The sequence below is a fragment of the Klebsiella sp. 141153 genome, from assembly GCF_032601995.1.
GTDB classification, from domain to species: Bacteria; Pseudomonadota; Gammaproteobacteria; order Enterobacterales; family Enterobacteriaceae; genus Klebsiella; species Klebsiella aerogenes.
In genome coordinates, this window is record NZ_JAQIRJ010000007.1 from 113396 (window position 1) to 133842 (window position 20447).

Genomic DNA, 20447 nt, shown 5'->3' on the forward strand with positions numbered 1-20447 from the left:
TCCGGTCAGCGCATCGCAAACCTTACCTCATGACCTCGTGCCCTAAATCCTCGGCAAACTGCTGATACCGCGCCACATCGATCGGCTGCGGATAGCTCAACACCAGCAGTTCATGATCGTCGATCCCTTGATGATAGGTCGGATGGCGGTGCGCCCAGGCATTGGCATGGAATCCCATCGACTGGTAAAAGCGCAGCCGTTTATGGGCGATTTCGCTGGTGAGCGGATCGATTTCCAGAATAGTCAGCGGCGCGCGCGTCAGGATCTGCGCCAGCAGCTGTTTGCCATAGCCGCGCGAACGCAGGGTGTCGTCAATCGCCAGATGTTCGATATAGCTATAACCGGCAAACTGCCAGCAGCCGCTCAGGCCAATAAATACCCCGTTATCAAACCACGCTTCCAGCGCATAGTGCAGGTTGCTCAACGCCTGAAGTTTGGCGTCGCTTTCACGCTGTTCGTGCCACGGAAAGGCACGGGCGTACAGCGCGTCAAGCGCGGCGAAATGGGGCGAGTCGGTAGAAATGACTTTTTCACAGGTCAGCATCAGACAATCCCTGGTGGCGAAAACAAAACTGCCCTCACGCGGAGGGCAGTAACCGGAGGCGTTCGCGCTTACTCTGCCGCGGCCGCTTTTTGCGCCAGTTTATCCAGCAGCTTCTGATGAATACCGCCGAAACCGCCGTTGCTCATCACCAGAATATGGTCGCCCGGATGCGCGGTTTTCACGATCATATCCACCAGCGTATCAACGTCGGCGCTCCAGTGCGCCGGCTGTACGCAGGCTTCCGCCACTTCCGCCACCTGCCACGGGATATGCTGCGGCTGCAGCAGGAAGACTTCATCGGCGCGGCCGAGAGACGGCGCCAGATCGTCTTTACAGACGCCCATTTTCATGGTGTTGGAACGTGGCTCCAGCACCGCCAGAATACGCGCGGTGCCGCCGACTTTGCCGCGCAGCGCCTGCAGCGTTGCGAGAATGGCCGTCGGATGGTGGGCAAAATCGTCGTAGACGGTCACGCCGTTGGCTTCGCCGCGCAGCTCAAGGCGGCGGCGGGCATTGATAAAGCTGCCCAGCGCGTTAGCGGCATCCGCCGGCACCACGCCGACATGACGCGCCGCGGCAATCGCCATCAGGCCGTTGTGCATATTATGCTCGCCGACCAGCGCCCAGTTCACCTCGCCGACCTTTTCGCCGTCGAGCAGGACTTCCCACTGCGAGGCATCGGCGTTGAGTTTCTTCGCCTGCCAGTGCCCCTGCTCGCCCACCAGCTCCTGTTCGCTCCAGCAGCCCATCGCCATCACCTGCTTCAGGTTGATGTCGCTCTCCGGCAGAATAATCTTGCCTTTGCCCGGCACGATGCGCACCAGGTGGTGGAACTGTTTCTGAATCGCTTTCAGGTCGTCAAAGATATCCGCGTGGTCAAACTCAAGGTTATTGAGGATCAACGTGCGCGGGCAGTAGTGAACGAACTTAGAACGCTTGTCGAAGAAGGCGCAGTCATATTCGTCGGCTTCAATCACGAAGAACGGGCTGTCGCCCAGGCGTGCGGAAACATCGAAGTTCCCCGGTACGCCGCCGATAACGAAGCCCGGCTTATAGCCACAGGCTTCGAGGATCCACGTCGCCATGCCGGCGGTGGTGGTTTTACCGTGAGTACCGGCAACGGCCAGCACCCAGCGGTCGCGCAGGACGAAGTCGTGCAGCCACTGCGGGCCAGACATGTACGGAATGTTGTTTTCCAGCACCGCTTCGACACACGGATTACCGCGGGTCATGGCGTTACCGATAATCACCAGATCCGGCTGCGGGTCCAGTTGGCTGGCGTCGTAGCCCTGAATCAGATCGATACCCTGATTTTCCAGCAGGGTGCTCATTGGCGGATAAACGTTAGCATCCGAGCCGGTTACTTGATGCCCGAGGGAACGTGCCAGCATTGCCAGCCCCCCCATAAACGTGCCACAGATTCCTAAAATATGAATGCGCATTCGTTACTTCCCTCATTAATCTAACCCGCATTTTACCCATATGTATGCCCCCTGAGAAATGCATTTCAGGCAAATCTGCATTTGCTGGCGCGATTCACCTGTGCGCAGTTTTTTTATTATTTGTTAAGATTGTTGCGTTCGTTTTACTCAACATAAAAATGCAGGGAACGAGTTATGAAAACGTTAGGTGAATTTATTGTCGAAAAGCAGCACGAGTTCTCCCACGCTACCGGTGAGCTGACTGCTTTGTTGTCGGCAATAAAACTGGGCGCCAAGATCATCCACCGCGATATCAATAAGGCCGGTCTGGTCGATATCCTGGGTGCCAGCGGTGCGGAAAACGTTCAGGGTGAAGTTCAGCAGAAGCTGGACCTGTTCGCGAATGAAAAATTAAAAGCTGCACTGCGCGCACGTGATATCGTCGCCGGTATCGCCTCGGAAGAAGAAGATGAAATCGTGGTCTTCGAAGGGTGCGAACACGCCAAATACGTTGTGCTGATGGATCCGCTGGATGGCTCCTCCAACATTGACGTTAACGTCTCCGTGGGGACTATCTTCTCTATCTACCGCCGCGTCACGCCGGTCGGTACGCCGGTCACCGAAGAAGACTTCCTGCAGCCGGGTAACAAACAGGTTGCCGCGGGTTATGTGGTTTACGGCTCCTCCACCATGCTGGTCTACACCACCGGCTGCGGCGTGCACGCCTTTACCTACGACCCGTCACTCGGCGTCTTCTGCCTGAGCCAGGAGCGGATGCGCTTCCCGGAGAAAGGCAAAACCTACTCCATCAACGAAGGTAACTATATCAAGTTCCCGATGGGCGTGAAGAAGTACATCAAGTACTGTCAGGAAGAAGATAAAGAGACCCAGCGCCCGTACACCTCGCGCTATATCGGTTCTCTGGTGGCCGACTTCCACCGTAACCTGCTGAAAGGCGGCATCTACCTGTATCCAAGCACCGCCAGCCACCCGCAAGGGAAACTGCGTTTACTGTACGAATGCAACCCGATGGCGATGCTGGCGGAACAGGCGGGCGGCAAAGCCAGCGATGGTAAAGAGCGTATTCTCGATATCATCCCGGAAAGCCTGCACCAGCGCCGTTCGTTCTTTGTCGGCAACGACCACATGGTAGAAGACGTCGAGAACTTCATTAAAGAGTTCCCGGACGCTTAAGTTCTGCCTTCCCTTCCCGCCTTGCGGGAAGGGAGTTCCCTGTCAGCGATTCACCGCCCCACCCACGCGAGTCACCGCCGCATTCTGGCGATTTTCCCACAGCACCGTCAGCCCGCGCTGCAGCGCGATGAAGATAAACAGCAGGATGCCGATGGCAATCTTCGTCCACCATGAACTGAGCGTACCGTCAAAGTTGATGTAGGTCTGAATAAGCCCCTGAATCGCCACGCCGAACAGCGTCCCCAGCACCGTTCCGACGCCGCCGCTCAGCAGCGTGCCGCCTATCACCACCGAGGCGATAGCGTCCAGCTCCACGCCGACGCCCGCCAGCGCGTAGCCCGCCTGGGTGTAGATAGAGAAGACGATTCCGGCAAGCGTCGCCAGGCCGGTCGACAGCATATAGATGCGAATAGTGGTACTACGCGTGGAAATGCCCATCAAATTGGCCGACGTGGCGTTGCCGCCGATAGCATAAACCTGATTGCCAAAGCGGGTACGGTGGGCGAGGAAAATGCCCAGCACCACCACCAGCAGCATCAGCAGCCCCATCGCGCTCAGGCGGCCGCCGCCGGGGATGCTCCACGCCAGCCCGGACAGAGTGTCATACAGCGGATGGTTAATAGGAATCGACTCTTCCGAGACCAGATAGCTCACGCCGCGCAGGAAAAACATACCGGCGAGGGTGATGATAAATGCCGGGATCTTCAGCGCATCGATCAGCAATCCCATAAACGCGCCAAAGGCGCAGCCCATGGCCAGTACCAGCGGAAAGGCCAGCAGCGGCGAGATCCCCCAAAAGCCGATCGCTTTGGCGAGAAACACGCCGGTGAAGGCAATCACCGACCCGACCGACAGATCGATACCGCCGCTGAGGATCACGAAGGTCATGCCGACGGCGATAATGCCAAGGAAAGCGTTATCGGTCAGGATATTGCAAATCACCCGCGTCGAAGCAAACCCCGGAAACTGGGTCAGGCAGTAGAGATAGCCCAGCACGAATACCGCGAGGGTGATCATCAAAGGTAAATTACGTTTTATCACGGCCGCGTACCCCTTTCAGTAGACCGATAAAGCGCGGCGACTGAACGATCAGTACGCACAGCACCACCACCGCTTTCACCACCTGGTTAAGCTCCGGCGGGAAACCGGAGAGTAAAATCCCGGTGTTCATCCCCTGGATAATCAGCGCCCCCACCACCGACAGCAGCAGATTGAAGCGCCCGCCCATCAGCGAACCGCCGCCGATCACTACCGCCAGAATGGCGTCCAGCTCCAGCCATAATCCGGCGTTGTTGGCGTCGGCGCCGCGGATATCCGCCGCCACGATAATGCCGGCAATCGCCGCGCAGATGCCGCTTAGTACATAGGCCAGCATCACCACGATGCGGGTGTTCACCCCGGCATTTTTCGCCGCGCGGATATTGATCCCCACCGCTTCAATAAACATGCCGAGCGCGGTCCGGCGGGTAAACAGCCAGAACAGCAGCAGCGTTGCGACGGCGATAATCACCGGCGTCGGCAGCAGCAATAGCGAGCCGCTGCCAAGCCAGGAAAGCGCCGGCGAATCAAAGGTGACTATCTGCCCGGAGGTAATCAGCTGCGCGACGCCGCGCCCGGCGACCATCAGGATAAGCGTGGCCACGAAGGGCTGGATCTTCAGCACCGCTACCAGAATGCCGTTCCACAGGCCGGCCAGCGCGCCTGCGCCTAACGCGGCGAGCAGCACCACCGGCAGGCTGTGGCCGGCGACGGTCATCGAGGCGGCGGTCGCCCCGGCGATGGCCATCACCGCGCCGACCGACAGATCGATGCCGCCGGTGGCGATGACCAGCGTCATACCAATCGCCAGCAGCGCCACCGGCGCCGCGCGGTTGAGAATGTCAATCGGGCTGCCGAACAGCCGCCCATCCTGCAGCAGAATCTGGAAGAAATGCGGCGCCACCAGGCTATCCACCGCCAGTACCAGCAATAGCGCGATAATTTGCGGCATCCCTTTCGGCCAGCTAAAGCGCCGTTTTGGCTGTCCGCTTTGTGATACGGTTCTGGGCATCATGCTGGGCTCCTTATGCCGCAATCGCGTTCATGATCGCCGGGACCGACAGCTCGGCGAGCGGGATTTCCGCTACCTGCTGGCGATCGCGCATGATAATCACCCGGTCGGCGTAGCCCACCAGTTCTTCAAGCTCCGAGGAGATAACCAGTAGCGCCAGGCCATCGGCGCAGAGGGTTTCTATCAGGCGAATAATCTCGGCGTGGGCGCCGACGTCGATACCGCGCGTCGGCTCATCGAGGATCAAGAACTGGGGTTTGGTCAGCAGCCAGCGCGACAGCAATACCTTCTGCTGGTTGCCGCCGGAGAGAAATTCGATTGGCTGTTCGGCGCTGGGCGTCCTGATACCTAACTGGCGAATAAAGCGTTCGGCAATCTCATGCTGTTCACGACGCGGGATCGGCCGCAGCCAGCCGCGCTGCGCCTGCAACGCCAGCACGATATTTTCCCGCACCGAAGCAGCGGCGATGATGCCGTCGGTTTTGCGGTCTTCCGGGCAGAAGCCAATGCCGAGGCAGGAGGCCTGATGCGGCGAGCGCAGCGTTTGCGGCTTGCCCTTGATCCACGCTTTACCGCTGTCGGCGGGCTTGATGCCGAAGATGACCTCCGCCGTTTCAGTGCGACCGGATCCCAACAGCCCGGCCAGGCCGACGATCTCGCCCGGCCGCACCTGCAGAGTAAACGGCGCAATCGTGCCCTTCTTGCCAAAATCTTCAAACGCCGCCACCGGCTTATCGCTGAGCAGCGTGCGCCCGGCGCGCTGCAGCGCCTGATGGTCCAGCTCGCGCCCCAGCATCATTTTGACCAGTTCGATTTGCGGCAGCTCGCGGGTCTCCCGACAGCCGACGAAGCTGCCGTTGCGCAGCACGGTAATACGGTCGCTGACGGCATAGACCTGGTCGAGAAAATGGGTCACAAAAATCAGGCTGACGCCGTTATCGCGCAGCTGGCGCATCAGGGTGAACAGCATTTCCACTTCCTGAGTGTCGAGGCTGGCGGTCGGTTCATCGAGGATCAATACTTTCGCCGACAGGTCGATGGCCCGGCAGATAGCGACGATTTGCTGCATCGCCACTGAAAAACGGTTTAGCGGTTCGCGCACGTCGAGCGAGAAGCCGTAAGAGGCCATCAGCGCGGTGGCGCGCTTTTCCATCTCTTTGCGCCGCAGCAGGCCAAAGCGCTTCGGCTCGCGACCAATAAACAAATTATCCGCCACCGACATATTCGGCAGCAGGTTAACTTCCTGGTAGACGGTACCGATACCCAACTGCTGAGCGTGGGCGGTGTTTTTCGGCGAAATTTGCTGGCCTTCCAGCCAAATCGCTCCGCGTTCGGCATGGTACACGCCGGTGAGCGCTTTAATCAGCGTCGATTTTCCGGCGCCGTTTTCGCCCAGCAGGGCCATGATTTCGCCACGCCGCAGGCTGAAATTGACGTTATCCAGCGCCTTCACGCCGGGGAAGAATTTACTGAGTCCTTCGGTACGAAGGATCTCCTGGTGTTGGTCGCTGGTCATGGTTCCCCCTGCATCACGCCGGATGGCGCTGCGCTTATCCGGCCTACAAAAGAGCGAAATGTAGGCCGGGCAAGCGTAGCGCCCCCGGCATTTTCATGAAGGCTTAGTAACCCATATTTTTCTTCTTCTCTAACTCTTCTTTTGCCGTATCCGGCAGGTAGAGGGTCGATTTGGTAATGGTCAGCTTCTCAGGCAGGGTGCCGTCTTTTTTGTATTTTTCCAGCGCATCAAACGCCGGACCGGCCATATTCGGCGTCAGCTCGACGCTGGCATTCGCCTCGCCGGCGATCATGGCTTTATAGATATCCGGCACGCCGTCGATTGAGCCGGTGAGGATATCTTTGCCCGGCTTCAGCCCGGCCTCTTTAATGGCCTGGATCGCGCCAATGACCATGTCATCGTTATGGGCGTAGACCATGCAGATGTTCTTGCCGTTATTCTCCGCTTTGATAAAGCTCTCCATCACCTCTTTCCCCTTACTGCGGGTGAAGTCGCCGGACTGCGAGCGGATAATCTTGATGTTGGGGGCTTTGGCAATCGCCTCGGCGAAGCCTTTCTTACGATCGATAGCGACGCTGGCGCCCACGGTGCCCTGGAGCTCCACAACGTTACACGGCTTGCCATCGACGGTTTTCACCAACCAGTCGCCAATCAGTTGGCCTTCCAGCACGTTGTTGGCGGTGACCGTGGTCATATACAGCGACTTATCTTTAACGTCGATCGAACGGTCGAGGAGGAACACCGGGATATTGGCCTCTTTCGCTTCTTTCAGTACCGGCTCCCAACCGGTCGCCACCACCGGCGCGATAAAGATCGCGTCCACGCCCTGGGCAATGAACGAGCGCACGGCTTTAATCTGGTTTTCCTGTTTTTGCTGACCGTCGGCAATCTTCAGAGTGATGCCACGCTTCGCCGCTTCTTCCTTAGCAACATTCGTTTCGGCCGCGCGCCAGCCCGATTCAGAGCCGACCTGCGAAAATCCTACGGTCAGGTTGGCGGCCATCGCCATAGACGACATAGCTGCCGAAACCGCGGTGACAAGAAGTAAGCGCTTCCACATAAGATGATCCTCGTAGGGTTATTGTTGGTTAAATGCTCACCTGCGAACAAACTATAGACAATCCGTTATGTAACTGAATGCGTTACATCACACTTCGAAAAAGTAAATAAAATGTTAATTACTGCGATTTATCTGAGCTGAGCGGCGATAAGGCTTCCCGCCCAACGGCATGGCCTGCGCCAATGGCGAAAATTTGTCTTCTGGATAACCGCCGTTCGCGATAATGAAAGCGTTTACACAATTTTATTCAGAATGTAGCTATCTTTATGGATTTTAGGGTTATCTGATGAGGAGAAATTCAGACGCTTCCCCCTGCATCAGGGCAAAAAGAAGCGAAGACATTCGATGTGAGTTGGCTATAATACCGGGCACTTGTTTGCCAAACATTTTTAAAGGAAACAGACATGAGCTTACTCAACGTACCTGCGGGCAAAGAGCTGCCGGAAGACATCTACGTCGTTATCGAAATCCCAGCTAACGCAGACCCAATCAAATACGAAGTTGACAAAGAGAGCGGCGCGCTGTTTGTTGACCGTTTCATGTCCACTGCGATGTTCTATCCGTGCAACTACGGCTACATCAACCACACCCTGTCTCTGGACGGCGACCCGGTTGACGTGCTGGTCCCGACCCCGTACCCGCTGCAGCCAGGCTCAGTTATCCGCTGCCGTCCGGTTGGCGTACTGAAAATGACCGACGAATCCGGTGAAGATGCCAAGCTGGTTGCGGTACCGCACACCAAGCTGAGCAAAGAATACGATCACATCAAAGATGTGAACGACCTGCCGGAACTGCTGAAAGCCCAGATCACTCACTTCTTCGAGCACTACAAAGATCTGGAAAAAGGCAAGTGGGTTAAAGTCGACGGTTGGGACAACGCTGAAGCGGCGAAAGCTGAAATCGTTGCTTCCTTCGAGCGCGCTAAACAGAAGTAATTCTGTCTCAGGCAGGGTCATCCCCTGCCTGACTGCGGCACGGATTGCCGCAATATCACCATGGAGGGTACCCCGTGAAAAGCACTCGCTATTTCACCCTGAACTATTCCGGTTTCACCACAGCAGCCTCTGAAGGGCAAACCTATTTGCGCCTCATTGCTGGCGAGCATGTCTTTTATACCAATAAACGCCATTTTAGCGATCCCACGCTTTTTGACCGCCTGCAGCTTAACCACCCCCTGCACATCGGCGCCCGCCGCTTGCGTAACGGTTGCTACTGGATCCACTGGTTGAGCGACGGCGCAACGCTACTTGAACCTGACCAATTAGCAAAGCCATGGGCCCGGCCGCTGCTGTTGGTTAGCCTACTGGTCCTCATCGCAACGCTCATCCCCGTCTTTTACATCGATTCAGAATGGGGAAAGATGGGCTTCGGCATTATCGCGGTACTGGCGTTAATCGCGCTGCTGTCTGGCCTCTGCGAGCTACTGTTTCGCCCGGCGTTAAAACGCCTCCCCGATATGCGCGATCTGCTGGCGAAGATGAATTTGGCGCGCCGCGGCGACTTCTCATTTTGTCAGGCGATACAGGCAACGCCGCCGGTCGTTCGTCAGGCGGCGCTGGCTTTTACCGAAACGCTTCCGCAACGCTATGCCGTCAGGACGGGAAAAATTAGCAATATCATTTTTAAGAAGTGGTTCACGGGAACCCCAACGCGGGAATACCACGGCGTTGGGATGCAATGCGATGCTGCGCCGCTGGCTTTCTTCTGGCAGATCGGTTTCGCCAATTTCGGCCTGCATCCCCTTTTTTACCGCCGTCAACCGCCCTTTCTCGCTATCGGCGATCGGATAGTCGCCGTTTACCAACGGGAAAATAACGACATCCAGGCGTTATACAACGTCAGCGACGGGGGCGCTTTTCTGAAAAATCATTCCTGTTATCCCGGCGACCGGCAAATGTCGCTACTCTATAACCTGTTCTATGGCATCGCGCTGGTGCTGTACTTACTCGTACTTGGCATGGAGTTAAATAACCCCTACAAGTCAGGCAGGGATTTTTGGTGGTTGCTTCGCGATTCACTGGACATGTTGTCTCTCTTACTACTTTGCTTCAGCGGAACGCTGGTAATCCTGGAGCTTATCGGCCCAGTTGCCCGCTGTTTGTCACAAAGCGTACGTGACTGGCTGGGGCTGCGAACGGCGGTAAGAGGTTACCTCAGGCGAGTCGCCGCCAACACCACATTACAGGAGATAACATAATGTTCAGCACCCTAACACGGCGGTTGTTGTTTCTCTCGCTCACCACGCTGGCGGCCCTCCTGTTGCTTGGCAAGAGTCATTTTCATTTGTGGTAATGGTATAGCGATTAAACGAGGAATATACGCTGACAGCTAATGGCCACAAGGTAAAAAAACAACGCCACCCGAAGGTGGCGTTGCCGTTTTCAATTACTGGTCTCTGTCCAACCAGTTTCCGCTCTCAATCTGCGCAAACCCCTCGACGGAGCGCTGGTAGACATACATCCACGCGCTGCCGTAAGGCGTTTGGATCAGATGGCGCGCGTATTCATCGCCCTTGGTGCGCAGCGCATCCAGCTCGGCCAGCGTCGATGCGTCGATACGATACACTTCACCATGTACTGTGCCCTCGCCCGGCACCGCGCCTGGATAGTGGCCCAGGCTGTACAGCTGATAATCGTCGACACTATGAGCGCCCAGCAACTGGGCGTTGGTCATCCAGTGGCTGTTGCCTTGTTTGCGTCGTAAACTGCCGTAAACAAATATTCGCATTGCTAAAACTCAAACTGATAGAGCAAATCGAGAGCCTGGTCTACGCCAGACACCGCTTCCATATATAGCTTAGGCATCAGGCGATAACGCAGGGTAAGCGTCGCCAAAGAGTCGAAGATGCCGACGCCGTATTTTACCTGAAGACCCGGCAGCACATAGCCGCTGACCACCACCTGGGAGGAGTCGCCTACCCCCTGGGTATCCAGCGCCAAATTGCTTACGCCAAACGTCTCGCCGATTTTACCCACAACCTGACCACTTTGTGCAACCCCCATTCCAATAAGCATTGAGGTCATCGCCGCACTATCGCTCTGTTCGCTGCCTAAACCCTGGCCGCGCAGCAGATAAGAAAGCGCCTCCTGCTGGGACATTGCCGGGTCGGAGAAGATCTCGGCCTTCGGCTGATCGGCAGAACCGGTGACGCGAACGCCGGCGATCACGTCGTCTTCCGTGGCTTCCGGGTTACGAATCGCTTCGATATTAAGCAGCGGCTGATCCGGCGGCCCGGAGAACAGCAGCTCGCCTTTACGCACGATCAGGTCCTGACCGTAAGCGTGGAAACGGCCTTCCGGAATATTAATCTGGCCGTTGAGCCCCAGCCCCTGCTTATCCTGCGCCACTTTCAGATCGCCGGTCAGACGCGCTTTCAGGCCGAAAGCGTCCAGACGCACGTTGTTGCCGACGTGAATCGTCAGGTTGCTGTTGATCGGAATACCGGCGCTCTGCGGCTTAATCGGCTTCAGATCTTTATCCAGCATCACCTCATCGGAAGAGACGCCCACCGCGCTCTCCGGCACCTCGTTCACCACAATACGCGCCCAAGGTACGTCAACGCGGCCATCGAGGTTAAACAGGCTTGGCGTGGCGGTAAACACCACATCCGGAGAAACATCCAGACGGACCATCGGCGGCACGGTAATGCGCACCCGGCTGCCCTTCGCCGCAATCTGCGCGCGCCAGTTGTCGATTTGCGTCCAGTCGGCGTTGCCGCTCAGCGCAATCTGCCCCTGTTTGGTATTCACCGTCCCCTGCAGGGTCGAACGCGTTCCGTTGAAGTTCATCGCCAGCTGGCTCGGCTGCATATCAAACGGCATAAAGTTGCCGTCGATATCGACGCCGCTCAACTGCATCTGGCCAAACAGCTGCGGGCTCTGCAGATTACCGCCCAGACGCAGACGGGCATTAAGCTTGCCTTCCGCTTTCTCGCCGCGAGCGAAGATCGGGTTAATCATCGCCAGCGAGAAGTTGCTGATGTTGACGTTGCCGCCAAGGTTACGCCGCCCCTGCGGGTCGGTCACTTCCACCTGGCCATCAAGCTGGCCGTTGTTGGTCAGACGTATCAGCCAGCCCAACTGCGCCCGGTTGTTATGCAGGTCGGCGCTGAGGTTAAGCGTATCGAAGGCCACCGGCAGCGGCGCGTCGTTGACCGTCTGGGTGACTTTGACGTTGCGCCCGCTGAGGGTGACTTTGCCCTGCGGCAGCCCCTCTTTGGTAGTATCCCAGCTCACATCGGCGTTACCGCTAAACACGCCGCTTGCCTGGGTCGCGTCCGGCATAAACGGCTTCAGCATCGCCAGATCGAAACGGTTGAGATTGACCACCGCGCGCCCGCTGGCGCCGGCATCAATGGTCTGCGGTACGCACAGCTCGGCGTTCGGGTTGCTCCAGCAGTGCGGCCCGATGCTGATTTTCTGTTCCTGATTACGATAATCCAGCGCGATGTTGCGCGTCAGCGCTACCGGCCCGACCGGCGTCTGGAAACGGGTATTGCTCAGGGTGCCCTTCCAGCGCTCCTCTTTACGATCGAAGCTGCCCGCCAGCGTCAACTGGCCCGACACCGGCTCGCCCTGTACGCGCAGCTGTAAATCATGCTGCTTCTCGGTACCTTTGGCATTCAGCTGCACCAGGCTGATGTTGACGCCCGGCTGGCTGATGCGATCGACGCGTACGTCAAGATTACCGCCAATCTGATCGCTGGACTTCACGTCGCCTTTGACGTTGACCTGGGCCACCGTCAGTTCCTGCCAGCGTAAAGCGCGGGCGGTGATATCCGCCAGCAGCTGCGGCGCGTCGATGGTGCCGCGCACCTTCAGCAGACCTTTCGCCGTGCCGCCAAGCCCCGGCAGCGCATTGTCGAGATGCGGCGCGTCGATGGTGGCGTCAAGGTTGAGGTCTTTCACCCCCAGCTCGCCTTTCACATCGGCGCTGTTTGGGCCAAGCGCCAGATGCAGTCCCGGCACTTTCCACTGCATATAGCTGTTACCCTGCAGCGAACCGTGAACATCCACTTTATTCTGCTTCACGTTGCCGGTAATTTTCAGCTCGGGAACCGCCATCTGCCAACTGCTGCCGTACAGGCTACCCTGGGTTTTGATAATCCCGTTCAGCTTCGACGGCCAGTCCGGCACCTCTTTGGCGGTATTAATGCCATCGAGCGTCAATTCACCGCGCCAGCTGATCGCCTGCTGCCAGTCGAGCAACGCTTTCAGTTCGGTTTTCCCCTCCAGCGCCGCTACGGTCAGCTTATCGAGATTTACCTGCTGTTCGTTGCCTTTAGCATTAAGGGTAATTTTAGCCGGCGGCAGCGACTGCCCTTTCACCGCGGTACTGAACGCCATGGTGTAGTCGGTCATTTTGCCGCTGAATTTCAGCTGCAGATCATCCGCCTGGAACTGTTTCTCGCCGGTAAACGGCCAGTACAGCTGTTTACTCTTCACTTCCATATTCAGCGGCAGACCGGCTTCCGCCAGCTGCGCTTCGGCGCGCAGGGTCATGGCCACCGAGCCGGCTAAATCCACGCCGACCTGCAGTTTTTTACGCAGCTCGCCGCCTACTTTCAGCTTCACCTTCTCGCCTTTCAACGGGTCGATGTTCAGCGTGCTGTCGAGGGTGATATCAACCGGCCAGTTATCCTGCAGTTGCGCGGTGCCGGAAGCGGTAACCTTGCCCTGGTCGGAATCGACGTCCAGCGCATCGAGCTTCATCTGCCCGTCGATGCTGCTGACCTTCAGCAGCAGGTTGTAGACGGTCATATCGGTGTCGCCGGTCAGGCGCAGCTGTTCGCCGCGGAACTCCTGAATATTAAGATTCAGCGGCAGATGCACATCGACCATTTCCGGCAGCACCGGCTGCGAGAACAGATCTTTCATCGTCTCGCCGAGCGGTTTCTCTTCCGGTTTCGGATGGTCAATTTTCGGCTCCACCACCTGCTCCTGCGCCACTTTCGCCACCTTCGGCAGGGCGATGAGCAAGCCCTGGAGCGAAGTCGGCGTCAGGGTCAGGTTTTTCTCCTGCCAGTTCAGGCCGGTGGAGAAATCGCGCAGCGAAACGGCGGTGTCGTCGATTTTGACATTGACGTTATGCAGCGCCACGCGGCTGAGGGTAATAGGATATGGCGTCGACAGGTTCAGCGGGCCGGAATCTTCTTCCTCTACCGGCGTCGAAGGCGGCATCTTTTTGGTATCGATAGCGACGTAGATATCGCGCAGCGAGATATCATTAACGCACAGGCTGCTATCCCACAGACAGCGCAGCTTGACGCCGAGATGGAACTGGCCGGCCGTCACCGCTACGCCCGGCTGTTCAAAGCGCACATTCTGTAAGGTCAAGTCACGCCAGCCGCCGGTAACCTTGCCGATCTCCAGCCCCGGCACCCAGCGGTCCGCCGCTTTCAGTACCAGATGCAGACCTGTTGTGGTGCCGACTAAAAAGCCGACCGCGCCGATCAGCAACACTAAAAAGAGTAATACGCCGAGGCTTATCTTCTTCCATAAACTCATAATTCAGGCCCCAGACCGATATAAAACTGTAAACCGTGTTCTTCTTTGTCGCCGATGGGTCGGGCGATATCCAGCTTGATCGGCCCAACCGGCGACTGCCAGCGCACGCCGACGCCCGCGCCGGTTTTAAAATCGCTTTTACGGATATCGCTCACCGCTTCGCCGCTGTCGATAAACGCCGCGCCCCACCATTTCCCGGTGACGTTGTATTGATACTCCAGCGAACCTGTCGCCAGCTTTGACGCACCGATCAGCTTGCCGTCGTCGTCTTTCGGCGAGATCGACTTGTATTTATAACCACGAATGCTGCGGTCGCCACCGGCGAAGAAACGCAGATCCGGCGGGACTTTGCTGAAGTCATCGGCTTCAATCCAGCCGAGGTTGCCGCGCACCACGAAGCGGTGGCGGTCATAGAGGGTGCGGATCCACACGTCCTGCGCCTGCATGACGATAAAGTTAATGTCCGAGCCCCACATGGTGTTGGAGTAGTCCACCGAATAGCGCTGAGAATCTCCCCAGGTCGGCATCAGGCCGCCGCGGGAGCGGGTGCGGTTCACCGAGACGCCGGGATAAAGCAGCATGGTGGTATTGGTGACGTTGGCCTGGGTAAAGTGGTCCAGACTCCAGCGCAGGTTAATCGCGCGCTGCCAGCCGCTCGACATCTCCCAATAGCGCGACAGCGCCAGGGTGGTGGAGTCGGCCTTGGTATCGTTAAGGTCGGTACGCTTAAAACCGCCCTGCATCAGGTAATACTGCTCAAGCGGGCTTTTTAACAGCGGGACTTTATAGCTGAAATCAAGCTGCTGTTCCGGCGCGGAGAGGCTGACGCTGGAGGTCAGGCTGTGGCCGTAGGAGTTCATCCACGGCTTTTTCCACGTCGCTTTCACGCGCGGTCCGACGTCTGTCGAATAACCGATCCCGGTTTCCACGGTGTTCTCTTTGCGTGGCGAAACGACGCCCTGCAGAGGCAGCACCTTGGTTTTACGTGATTTATCAAACTGCGGCGCGACGACCACCGAGTTAAACCAGCCGGTCGCCGCCAGGCGGCGGTTCAGCTCCGCCAAATCCTGTGAGGTGTAATAATCACCCTGTTTAAAGGGCACCAGGTTTTGCAGGTACTCTTCGCGGATCTGCGAACCGGTAAAACTTACCGGGCCAAAGCGGTAACGCTCGCCGCTGTTGTAATCGATGTCCCAGAAAGCCTGATGGCGATCGAGCGATACGCCAAGCTGGCTTTTATTGAACTCGCTATCGAAATAGCCTTTGCGCAGCGCCACCTTGGTGAGCGAGCTCTTGAAGCCGTCATAGTCGCTGTGATTGAGCACCGTGCCAATTGCCGGACGCGTTTTCAGCAGATCCAGGTAATCGTGGTCGGTGCGCGCGCCGCCGCGCAGGATCACCTCGGTACCGCCAATGCGCACCGGCTCGCCGGGAGTTACTTTGGCAATCAGTACCTGGCGCCCTTTCTTGGGCGGCGGACGTAAATCGAAATCGATGGTGGGTTCATAGTAACCCAGCGCTTTCAGCCCCTCGCGGATGGCGTCATCGACGCGCGCGCGAAAACGACGGTCCGGCGTGACTTCATCGCTCTGGATCGTGGATAGTTGGGCGCGGACGTTTTTTTCCAGTTCCCCGGATAACCCCTCAACCTGCAAACGCACATTCGCTGCGCTGGCGACCCCGCTGACCAGCAAAAGGCTGGTAACGCATATCTGGCGGATTTGTTGCACGTGTTCTCCTGAATATCCTTGTTTCCCCCCGAAGGAAACGCAAGTGCCGCTCCACGGCTTAACAAAACCCTAACAACTAAGGGTTGAAAAAGTGACGGTAACCCAAATAATTCTTATGTTTAAATTTAGACGTATTGAGCGTGTTTATTGTCTAAAAAGATACGCGACGTTACAACCTTAACCACAAATTGCGAGGCCAACCGTGAGTCTATTTGATAAAACGCATCTTGTCGCCCAGGCGGATGCGCTGCCGGGGCGCAACACGCCGATGCCGGTAGCAACGCTCCACGCCGTTAACGGCCACTCAATGACCAACGTTCCTGAAGGAATGGAGGTAGCGCTGTTCGCGATGGGCTGCTTCTGGGGCGTCGAGCGTCTGTTCTGGCAATTGCCGGGGGTCTACAGCACCGCGGCGGGCTATACCGGCGGTTACACGCCAAACCCGACCTATCGTGAAGTGTGCAGCGGCGAGACCGGGCACGCGGAAGCGGTGCGCGTGGTATATGACCCGCAGGTCATCAGCTATGAGCAGCTGCTGCAGGTTTTCTGGGAGAATCACGATCCGGCGCAAGGGATGCAGCAGGGTAACGACCACGGCACGCAGTACCGTTCGGCTATCTACCCGCTGACGCCGGAGCAGCTTGAAGCGGCGCAGGCCAGCCTGGCGCGCTTCCAGAAGGCGATGCACGAGGCCAACGATACCCGCGAGATCACCACCGAGATCGCCACGGCAAAACCGTTCTACTACGCCGAGGACGATCATCAGCAGTACCTGCACAAAAACCCGTACGGCTACTGCGGTATCGGCGGGATTGGCGTTTGCCTCCCCCCGCAGGCGTAATCCTGAAGAATAAGGCCGCTGGCGAGAATAATTATCGCTCTGGTGGCTTTACAGACATTTACGCTATACTACGCTGTGTCATAGCCGGTCCAGCGCCTTCGGACCGGTTTTTTATGTATTCCACATTAAAAGAGTTATCCACTTCCCTTCCGAGGATCTGGCCTCAACGGTCAGAAAAGATATGTTAAACAGTATTTTAGTAATACTTTTCCTTATTGCCGTCAGTGCGTTTTTTTCGATCTCTGAAATCTCACTGGCCGCATCGCGTAAAATCAAACTCAAATTGCTGGCTGATGAAGGCAATGTGAACGCGCAGCGCGTTCTCAAAATGCAGGAAAACCCTGGCACCTTCTTCACCGTCGTGCAGATCGGCCTCAACGCCGTGGCCATTCTGGGTGGTATCGTCGGCGACGCCGCCTTTTCCCCTGCTTTCCACAGCGTGCTGAGCCGCTACATGTCGCCGGAGCTTTCCGAGCAGCTGAGCTTTATTTTCTCCTTCACCCTGGTCACCAGCTTGTTCATCCTGTTTGCTGACCTGACGCCGAAACGCATCGGTATGATTGCGCCAGAAGCCGTGGCTTTGCGCATCATCAACCCGATGCGCTTCTGTTTACTGGTCTTCCGCCCGCTGGTGTGGCTGTTTAACGGCATGGCGAACAACATCTTCCGTCTGTTTAAAATCCCGATGGTGCGTAAAGACGACATCACCTCCGATGATATCTACGCGGTGGTGGAGGCCGGAGCGCTGGCCGGGGTGCTGCGTAAACAAGAACACGAATTAATTGAAAACGTCTTTGAGCTGGAATCCCGTACCGTTCCCTCTTCAATGACGCCGCGCGAAAACGTGATCTGGTTCGATCTGCACGAAGACGAGCAGAGCCTGAAGAATAAAGTGGCGGAGCATCCGCACTCCAAGTTCCTGGTGTGTAACGAAGATATCGATCACATCATCGGCTACGTCGATTCCAAAGACCTGCTGAACCGCGTGCTGGCAAACCAGAGCCTGGTGTTAACCGGCGGCGTGCAGATCCGCAATACGCTGATCGTGCCGGATACCCTGACGCTCTCTGAAGCGCTGGAAAGCTTTAAAACCGCCGGCGAAGACTTCGCGGTGATCATGAACGAATACGCGCTGGTGGTAGGGATCATCACCCTCAACGACGTCATGACCACCCTGATGGGCGACCTGGTCGGCCAGGGGCTGGAAGAACAAATTGTCGCCCGCGATGAGAACTCATGGCTGATTGACGGCGGTACGCCAATCGATGACGTAATGCGCGTGCTCGATATCGATGAGTTCCCGCAGTCCGATAATTACGAGACTATCGGCGGCTTTATGATGTTTATGCTGCGCAAGATCCCGAAACGCACCGATGCGGTGAAGTTCTCCGGCTACAAGTTTGAAGTGGTGGATATCGATAACTACCGTATCGACCAGCTGCTGGTCACCCGTATCGATAACAAACCAACGGTGCTGGTACCGAAACTGCCTGATGTCGAAGACGCGGCGAAAAAAGAGAAAGGTGCGGCGTAAGCGGCCCTGAAAACATCAACGGCTCCCATCGGGAGCCGTTTTTTTTCGTGCCGTCATACCACGTTATGCGGTCTCTGTTTGCAGACGCATAACCTGACGATTGACCTCGGACATCACTGAGAAGTGCAGCTTGTCCTTAACCTTCGGGATAAGGATTTTGCCCTTATCAAATTCAAAAGCGCCAACGTCCTTGATGTACAACCGTCCACGAAACAGGATCTTCACGTACTTCGCCACTTGCAGCGGATTGTAGCGTTGGAAAATTTTCATTGTTGTCTCCTGCCAGGGTTACGCTCCTGCGGTGCCACAGTTAGCCCGCGTATCGGGAGCGCAAATTTTAATGCCCTAAAACTATAGTCCAGATTTCCGAAGTCACCCAGTCTGTAGAAGTTTTTTTACCCTTTGATGACAATAATTCAGAATTTTCGTTTCAGGCATACGTAGTTGTTAGTATAAGTTTCCGTTTTTTATTGAATGTGTGCGTTAGCACGCAAACTGGCATCACGCTTGCGGGTAATGGCGACAATTCGCACTTATCATTAAACAAGACCAAGTGGTCGGATCACCTGCATATAAAAAAGGATATCTCATGACCCTACGTAAGTTGCTGGCGGTTTCCGCCCTCCTGTTGCCGTTAATGGCTTCGGCACATAATTTTGTCGACGGTCAACGCGTCGCGCCGGTAGGCATCGCCGACCGCGGAGAACTGGTACTGAGTAACGATAAGTTTAGCTACAAAAACTGGAATAGCTCGCAGCTGGCGGGAAAAGTGCGCGTCATCCAGCATATTGCCGGGCGCACCTCGGCAAAAGAGAAAAATGCCAATCTGATTGAGGCGATTAAGGCGGCTGGCCTGCCGCACGACCGCTACCAGACCACCACCATCGTCAATACCGATGACGCGATCCCCGGTTCCGGAATGTTCGTGCGCAGCAGCATTGAGAGCAATAAACAGCTCTATCCGTGGTCGCAGTTTATCGTCGACAGCAACGGTCTCGCACGCAAAGCCTGGCAGCTCGATGAAGGCAGTTCGGCGATTGTGGTGTTAGACAAAGACGGACGCGTTCAGTGGGCAAAAGACGGCGCGCTGACCCAGCAAGAGGTACAGCAGGTCGTCGACCTGCTGCATAAGCTGCTTAATAAATAGAGACGCGGAAGCCGGGGTTGAGGAAGGATTCACGCGGCGTGTAGTCGAGGGTTTTACCCTGCCAGTCGTGAACGTGCGCCCCGGCGGCTACCGCGACCGCATGACCGGCGGCGGTATCCCAGGTGCTGGTCGGCCCGAAGCGCGGATAGAGCTGCGCCTGGCCTTCCGCCACCAGGCAGAATTTCAGCGACGAACCGATTGAGGTGGTCTGGTGCTCGCCCAGTTGCTCCAGATACTCCTGCAGTTCCGGGTCATTACCGTGGGAGCGGCTAATCACCACCAGCGGCGGGCGAGCATCGCGAACCTGAATCTGCTTGCGCACGCCGCACTCTTCTTTCCACGCCTTGCCATTTTGCGCGCTGTACATCACTTTCATCACCGGCGCGTACACCACGCCCAGCGTTGGTTTGCCGTTTTCAATCAGCGCGATATTGACGGTGAATTCGCCGTTGCGCTTGATAAATTCTTTGGTGCCGTCCAGCGGGTCCACCAGCCAGTAGCGCTGCCAGTGCTGCCGCACTTCCCACGCCGGCGGATCCTCTTCCGACAGGATGGGGATTGCTGCATCCAGCGCCTGCAGGCCGCTGACAATGACTTTATGCGCGGCGATATCCGCCGCGGTAACGGGAGAATCATCCTTTTTGCTGCTCACATCCATCGGCTGGTTCCCATCGTAGACATCCATGATGGCATCGCCCGCGGTCCGTGCAAGCTGACATACTTGTTCTAACATTCTCCACCTCTTCTGGTTACAGTGGCGTTAACTCGTTGTTTTATTTATATCGCATCATCACCAGTTCCGCTATCTGTGATAACACTAGCGGTTTCCATTCACGCTTTTCTGGCAGAATTCACAATTCTGTAAGCAACAGAATGTAAATACATTTTCTTTTGTGCCATTGCT

General features: G+C 56.8%; 17 protein-coding genes. 6 read left to right on the forward strand and 11 right to left on the reverse strand.

Going from position 1 to position 20447, the window contains the following annotated elements; all coding sequences use genetic code 11:
* Positions 1-22: 22 nt before the first annotated feature.
* Positions 23-544: a GNAT family N-acetyltransferase gene (locus tag PGS10_RS15330; protein WP_316423212.1), complete on the reverse strand. Its 522-nt coding sequence runs from the start codon at positions 542-544 to the stop codon at positions 23-25.
* A 68-nt stretch (positions 545-612) separates the two neighbouring features.
* On the reverse strand, positions 613-1986 hold the full coding sequence (gene mpl, locus PGS10_RS15335; protein ID WP_032709697.1) for a UDP-N-acetylmuramate:L-alanyl-gamma-D-glutamyl-meso-diaminopimelate ligase: 1374 nt from the start codon (positions 1984-1986) through the stop codon (positions 613-615).
* A gap of 174 nt (positions 1987-2160) precedes the next feature.
* Between mpl and fbp the strand changes: the two genes are divergently transcribed.
* The gene (gene fbp, locus PGS10_RS15340; RefSeq protein ID WP_015368583.1) at positions 2161-3159 is read left to right on the forward strand and encodes a class 1 fructose-bisphosphatase; all 999 of its coding nucleotides are present in this window, start codon (positions 2161-2163) and stop codon (positions 3157-3159) included.
* A 42-nt stretch (positions 3160-3201) separates the two neighbouring features.
* On the opposite strand, the gene yjfF is transcribed toward fbp, so the two are convergent.
* From yjfF to ytfQ, 4 genes are all read right to left on the reverse strand, one after another.
* On the reverse strand, positions 3202-4200 hold the full coding sequence (gene yjfF / locus PGS10_RS15345; protein ID WP_047065994.1) for a galactofuranose ABC transporter, permease protein YjfF: 999 nt from the start codon (positions 4198-4200) through the stop codon (positions 3202-3204).
* Positions 4187-5212, reverse strand: a complete 1026-nt coding sequence (gene ytfT / locus PGS10_RS15350; RefSeq protein WP_047065993.1) for a galactofuranose ABC transporter, ATP-binding protein YtfT — start codon at positions 5210-5212, stop codon at positions 4187-4189. The genes yjfF and ytfT overlap by 14 nt, the downstream gene beginning before the upstream one ends.
* Before the next feature lie 10 nt (positions 5213-5222).
* Complete coding sequence (gene ytfR / locus PGS10_RS15355) at positions 5223-6725, reverse strand: galactofuranose ABC transporter, ATP-binding protein YtfR (protein ID WP_045394681.1); 1503 nt, start codon at positions 6723-6725, stop codon at positions 5223-5225.
* A gap of 103 nt (positions 6726-6828) precedes the next feature.
* The gene (gene ytfQ / locus PGS10_RS15360; RefSeq protein WP_015704195.1) at positions 6829-7785 is read right to left on the reverse strand and encodes a galactofuranose ABC transporter, galactofuranose-binding protein YtfQ; all 957 of its coding nucleotides are present in this window, start codon (positions 7783-7785) and stop codon (positions 6829-6831) included.
* Between the two features lie 404 nt (positions 7786-8189).
* Here ytfQ and ppa point away from each other — a divergent pair, with 404 nt between their 5' ends.
* Together ppa and PGS10_RS15370 are read left to right on the forward strand one after the other, a co-directional pair.
* A complete protein-coding gene (ppa, locus tag PGS10_RS15365; RefSeq protein ID WP_015368588.1) occupies positions 8190-8720 on the forward strand; it encodes an inorganic diphosphatase in 531 nt (176 codons plus the stop codon).
* A gap of 74 nt (positions 8721-8794) precedes the next feature.
* Positions 8795-9982 carry a hypothetical protein gene (locus PGS10_RS15370; RefSeq protein ID WP_316423213.1) on the forward strand — a complete coding sequence of 396 codons (1188 nt, stop codon included), beginning with the start codon at positions 8795-8797 and terminating at the stop codon, positions 9980-9982.
* 188 nt (positions 9983-10170) lie between these two features.
* Here PGS10_RS15370 and PGS10_RS15375 read toward each other — a convergent pair whose 3' ends face one another.
* The 3 genes from PGS10_RS15375 to tamA are packed head-to-tail and all read right to left on the reverse strand — an operon-like array spanning position 10171 to position 16021.
* Positions 10171-10512, reverse strand: coding sequence for a gamma-glutamylcyclotransferase family protein (locus PGS10_RS15375; protein WP_316423214.1), 342 nt, complete (start codon positions 10510-10512; stop codon positions 10171-10173).
* A 2-nt stretch (positions 10513-10514) separates the two neighbouring features.
* Positions 10515-14291 carry an autotransporter assembly complex protein TamB gene (gene tamB / locus PGS10_RS15380; RefSeq protein ID WP_316423215.1) on the reverse strand — a complete coding sequence of 1259 codons (3777 nt, stop codon included), beginning with the start codon at positions 14289-14291 and terminating at the stop codon, positions 10515-10517.
* Complete coding sequence (tamA, locus tag PGS10_RS15385; RefSeq protein WP_045396922.1) at positions 14288-16021, reverse strand: autotransporter assembly complex protein TamA; 1734 nt, start codon at positions 16019-16021, stop codon at positions 14288-14290. Before tamA ends, tamB begins: the two co-directional genes overlap by 4 nt.
* Before the next feature lie 202 nt (positions 16022-16223).
* On the opposite strand from tamA, the gene msrA reads away from it, so the two are divergent.
* Both msrA and PGS10_RS15395 read left to right on the forward strand, forming a co-directional pair.
* Entirely contained in the window at positions 16224-16862 is a 639-nt protein-coding gene (gene msrA / locus PGS10_RS15390) for a peptide-methionine (S)-S-oxide reductase MsrA (RefSeq protein WP_047065991.1), read from the forward strand.
* Positions 16863-17043: 181 nt separating this feature from the next.
* Positions 17044-18396: a hemolysin family protein gene (locus PGS10_RS15395; protein ID WP_045411099.1), complete on the forward strand. Its 1353-nt coding sequence runs from the start codon at positions 17044-17046 to the stop codon at positions 18394-18396.
* Positions 18397-18459: 63 nt separating this feature from the next.
* Here PGS10_RS15395 and PGS10_RS15400 read toward each other — a convergent pair whose 3' ends face one another.
* Entirely contained in the window at positions 18460-18666 is a 207-nt protein-coding gene (locus tag PGS10_RS15400) for a DUF1107 domain-containing protein (RefSeq protein ID WP_015368594.1), read from the reverse strand.
* Positions 18667-18985: 319 nt separating this feature from the next.
* On the opposite strand from PGS10_RS15400, the gene PGS10_RS15405 reads away from it, so the two are divergent.
* Positions 18986-19543, forward strand: coding sequence for a YtfJ family protein (locus tag PGS10_RS15405; protein ID WP_045396912.1), 558 nt, complete (start codon positions 18986-18988; stop codon positions 19541-19543).
* Here PGS10_RS15405 and cysQ read toward each other — a convergent pair.
* Positions 19533-20276 (reverse strand): 3'(2'),5'-bisphosphate nucleotidase CysQ, encoded by a 744-nt coding sequence (gene cysQ, locus PGS10_RS15410; protein ID WP_015704189.1) that lies wholly within the window; start codon positions 20274-20276, stop codon positions 19533-19535. The genes PGS10_RS15405 and cysQ overlap by 11 nt on opposite strands.
* Positions 20277-20447: the final 171 nt, after the last annotated feature.

Excerpts from the sequence above, each read along its gene's own strand:
- PGS10_RS15330 (WP_316423212.1), bottom strand. The coding sequence starts at position 544 with ATGCTGACCTGTGAAAAAGTCATTTCTACCGACTCGCCCCATTTCGCC.
- mpl (WP_032709697.1), bottom strand. The coding sequence starts at position 1,986 with ATGCGCATTCATATTTTAGGAATCTGTGGCACGTTTATGGGGGGGCTG.
- fbp (WP_015368583.1), top strand. The coding sequence starts at position 2,161 with ATGAAAACGTTAGGTGAATTTATTGTCGAAAAGCAGCACGAGTTCTCC.
- ytfT (WP_047065993.1), bottom strand. The coding sequence starts at position 5,212 with ATGATGCCCAGAACCGTATCACAAAGCGGACAGCCAAAACGGCGCTTT.
- ytfR (WP_045394681.1), bottom strand. The coding sequence starts at position 6,725 with ATGACCAGCGACCAACACCAGGAGATCCTTCGTACCGAAGGACTCAGT.
- ytfQ (WP_015704195.1), bottom strand. The coding sequence starts at position 7,785 with ATGTGGAAGCGCTTACTTCTTGTCACCGCGGTTTCGGCAGCTATGTCG.
- ppa (WP_015368588.1), top strand. The coding sequence starts at position 8,190 with ATGAGCTTACTCAACGTACCTGCGGGCAAAGAGCTGCCGGAAGACATC.
- PGS10_RS15375 (WP_316423214.1), bottom strand. The coding sequence starts at position 10,512 with ATGCGAATATTTGTTTACGGCAGTTTACGACGCAAACAAGGCAACAGC.
- tamB (WP_316423215.1), bottom strand. The coding sequence starts at position 14,291 with ATGAGTTTATGGAAGAAGATAAGCCTCGGCGTATTACTCTTTTTAGTG.
- PGS10_RS15395 (WP_045411099.1), top strand. The coding sequence starts at position 17,044 with ATGTTAAACAGTATTTTAGTAATACTTTTCCTTATTGCCGTCAGTGCG.
- PGS10_RS15400 (WP_015368594.1), bottom strand. The coding sequence starts at position 18,666 with ATGAAAATTTTCCAACGCTACAATCCGCTGCAAGTGGCGAAGTACGTG.
- PGS10_RS15405 (WP_045396912.1), top strand. The coding sequence starts at position 18,986 with ATGACCCTACGTAAGTTGCTGGCGGTTTCCGCCCTCCTGTTGCCGTTA.
- cysQ (WP_015704189.1), bottom strand. The coding sequence starts at position 20,276 with ATGTTAGAACAAGTATGTCAGCTTGCACGGACCGCGGGCGATGCCATC.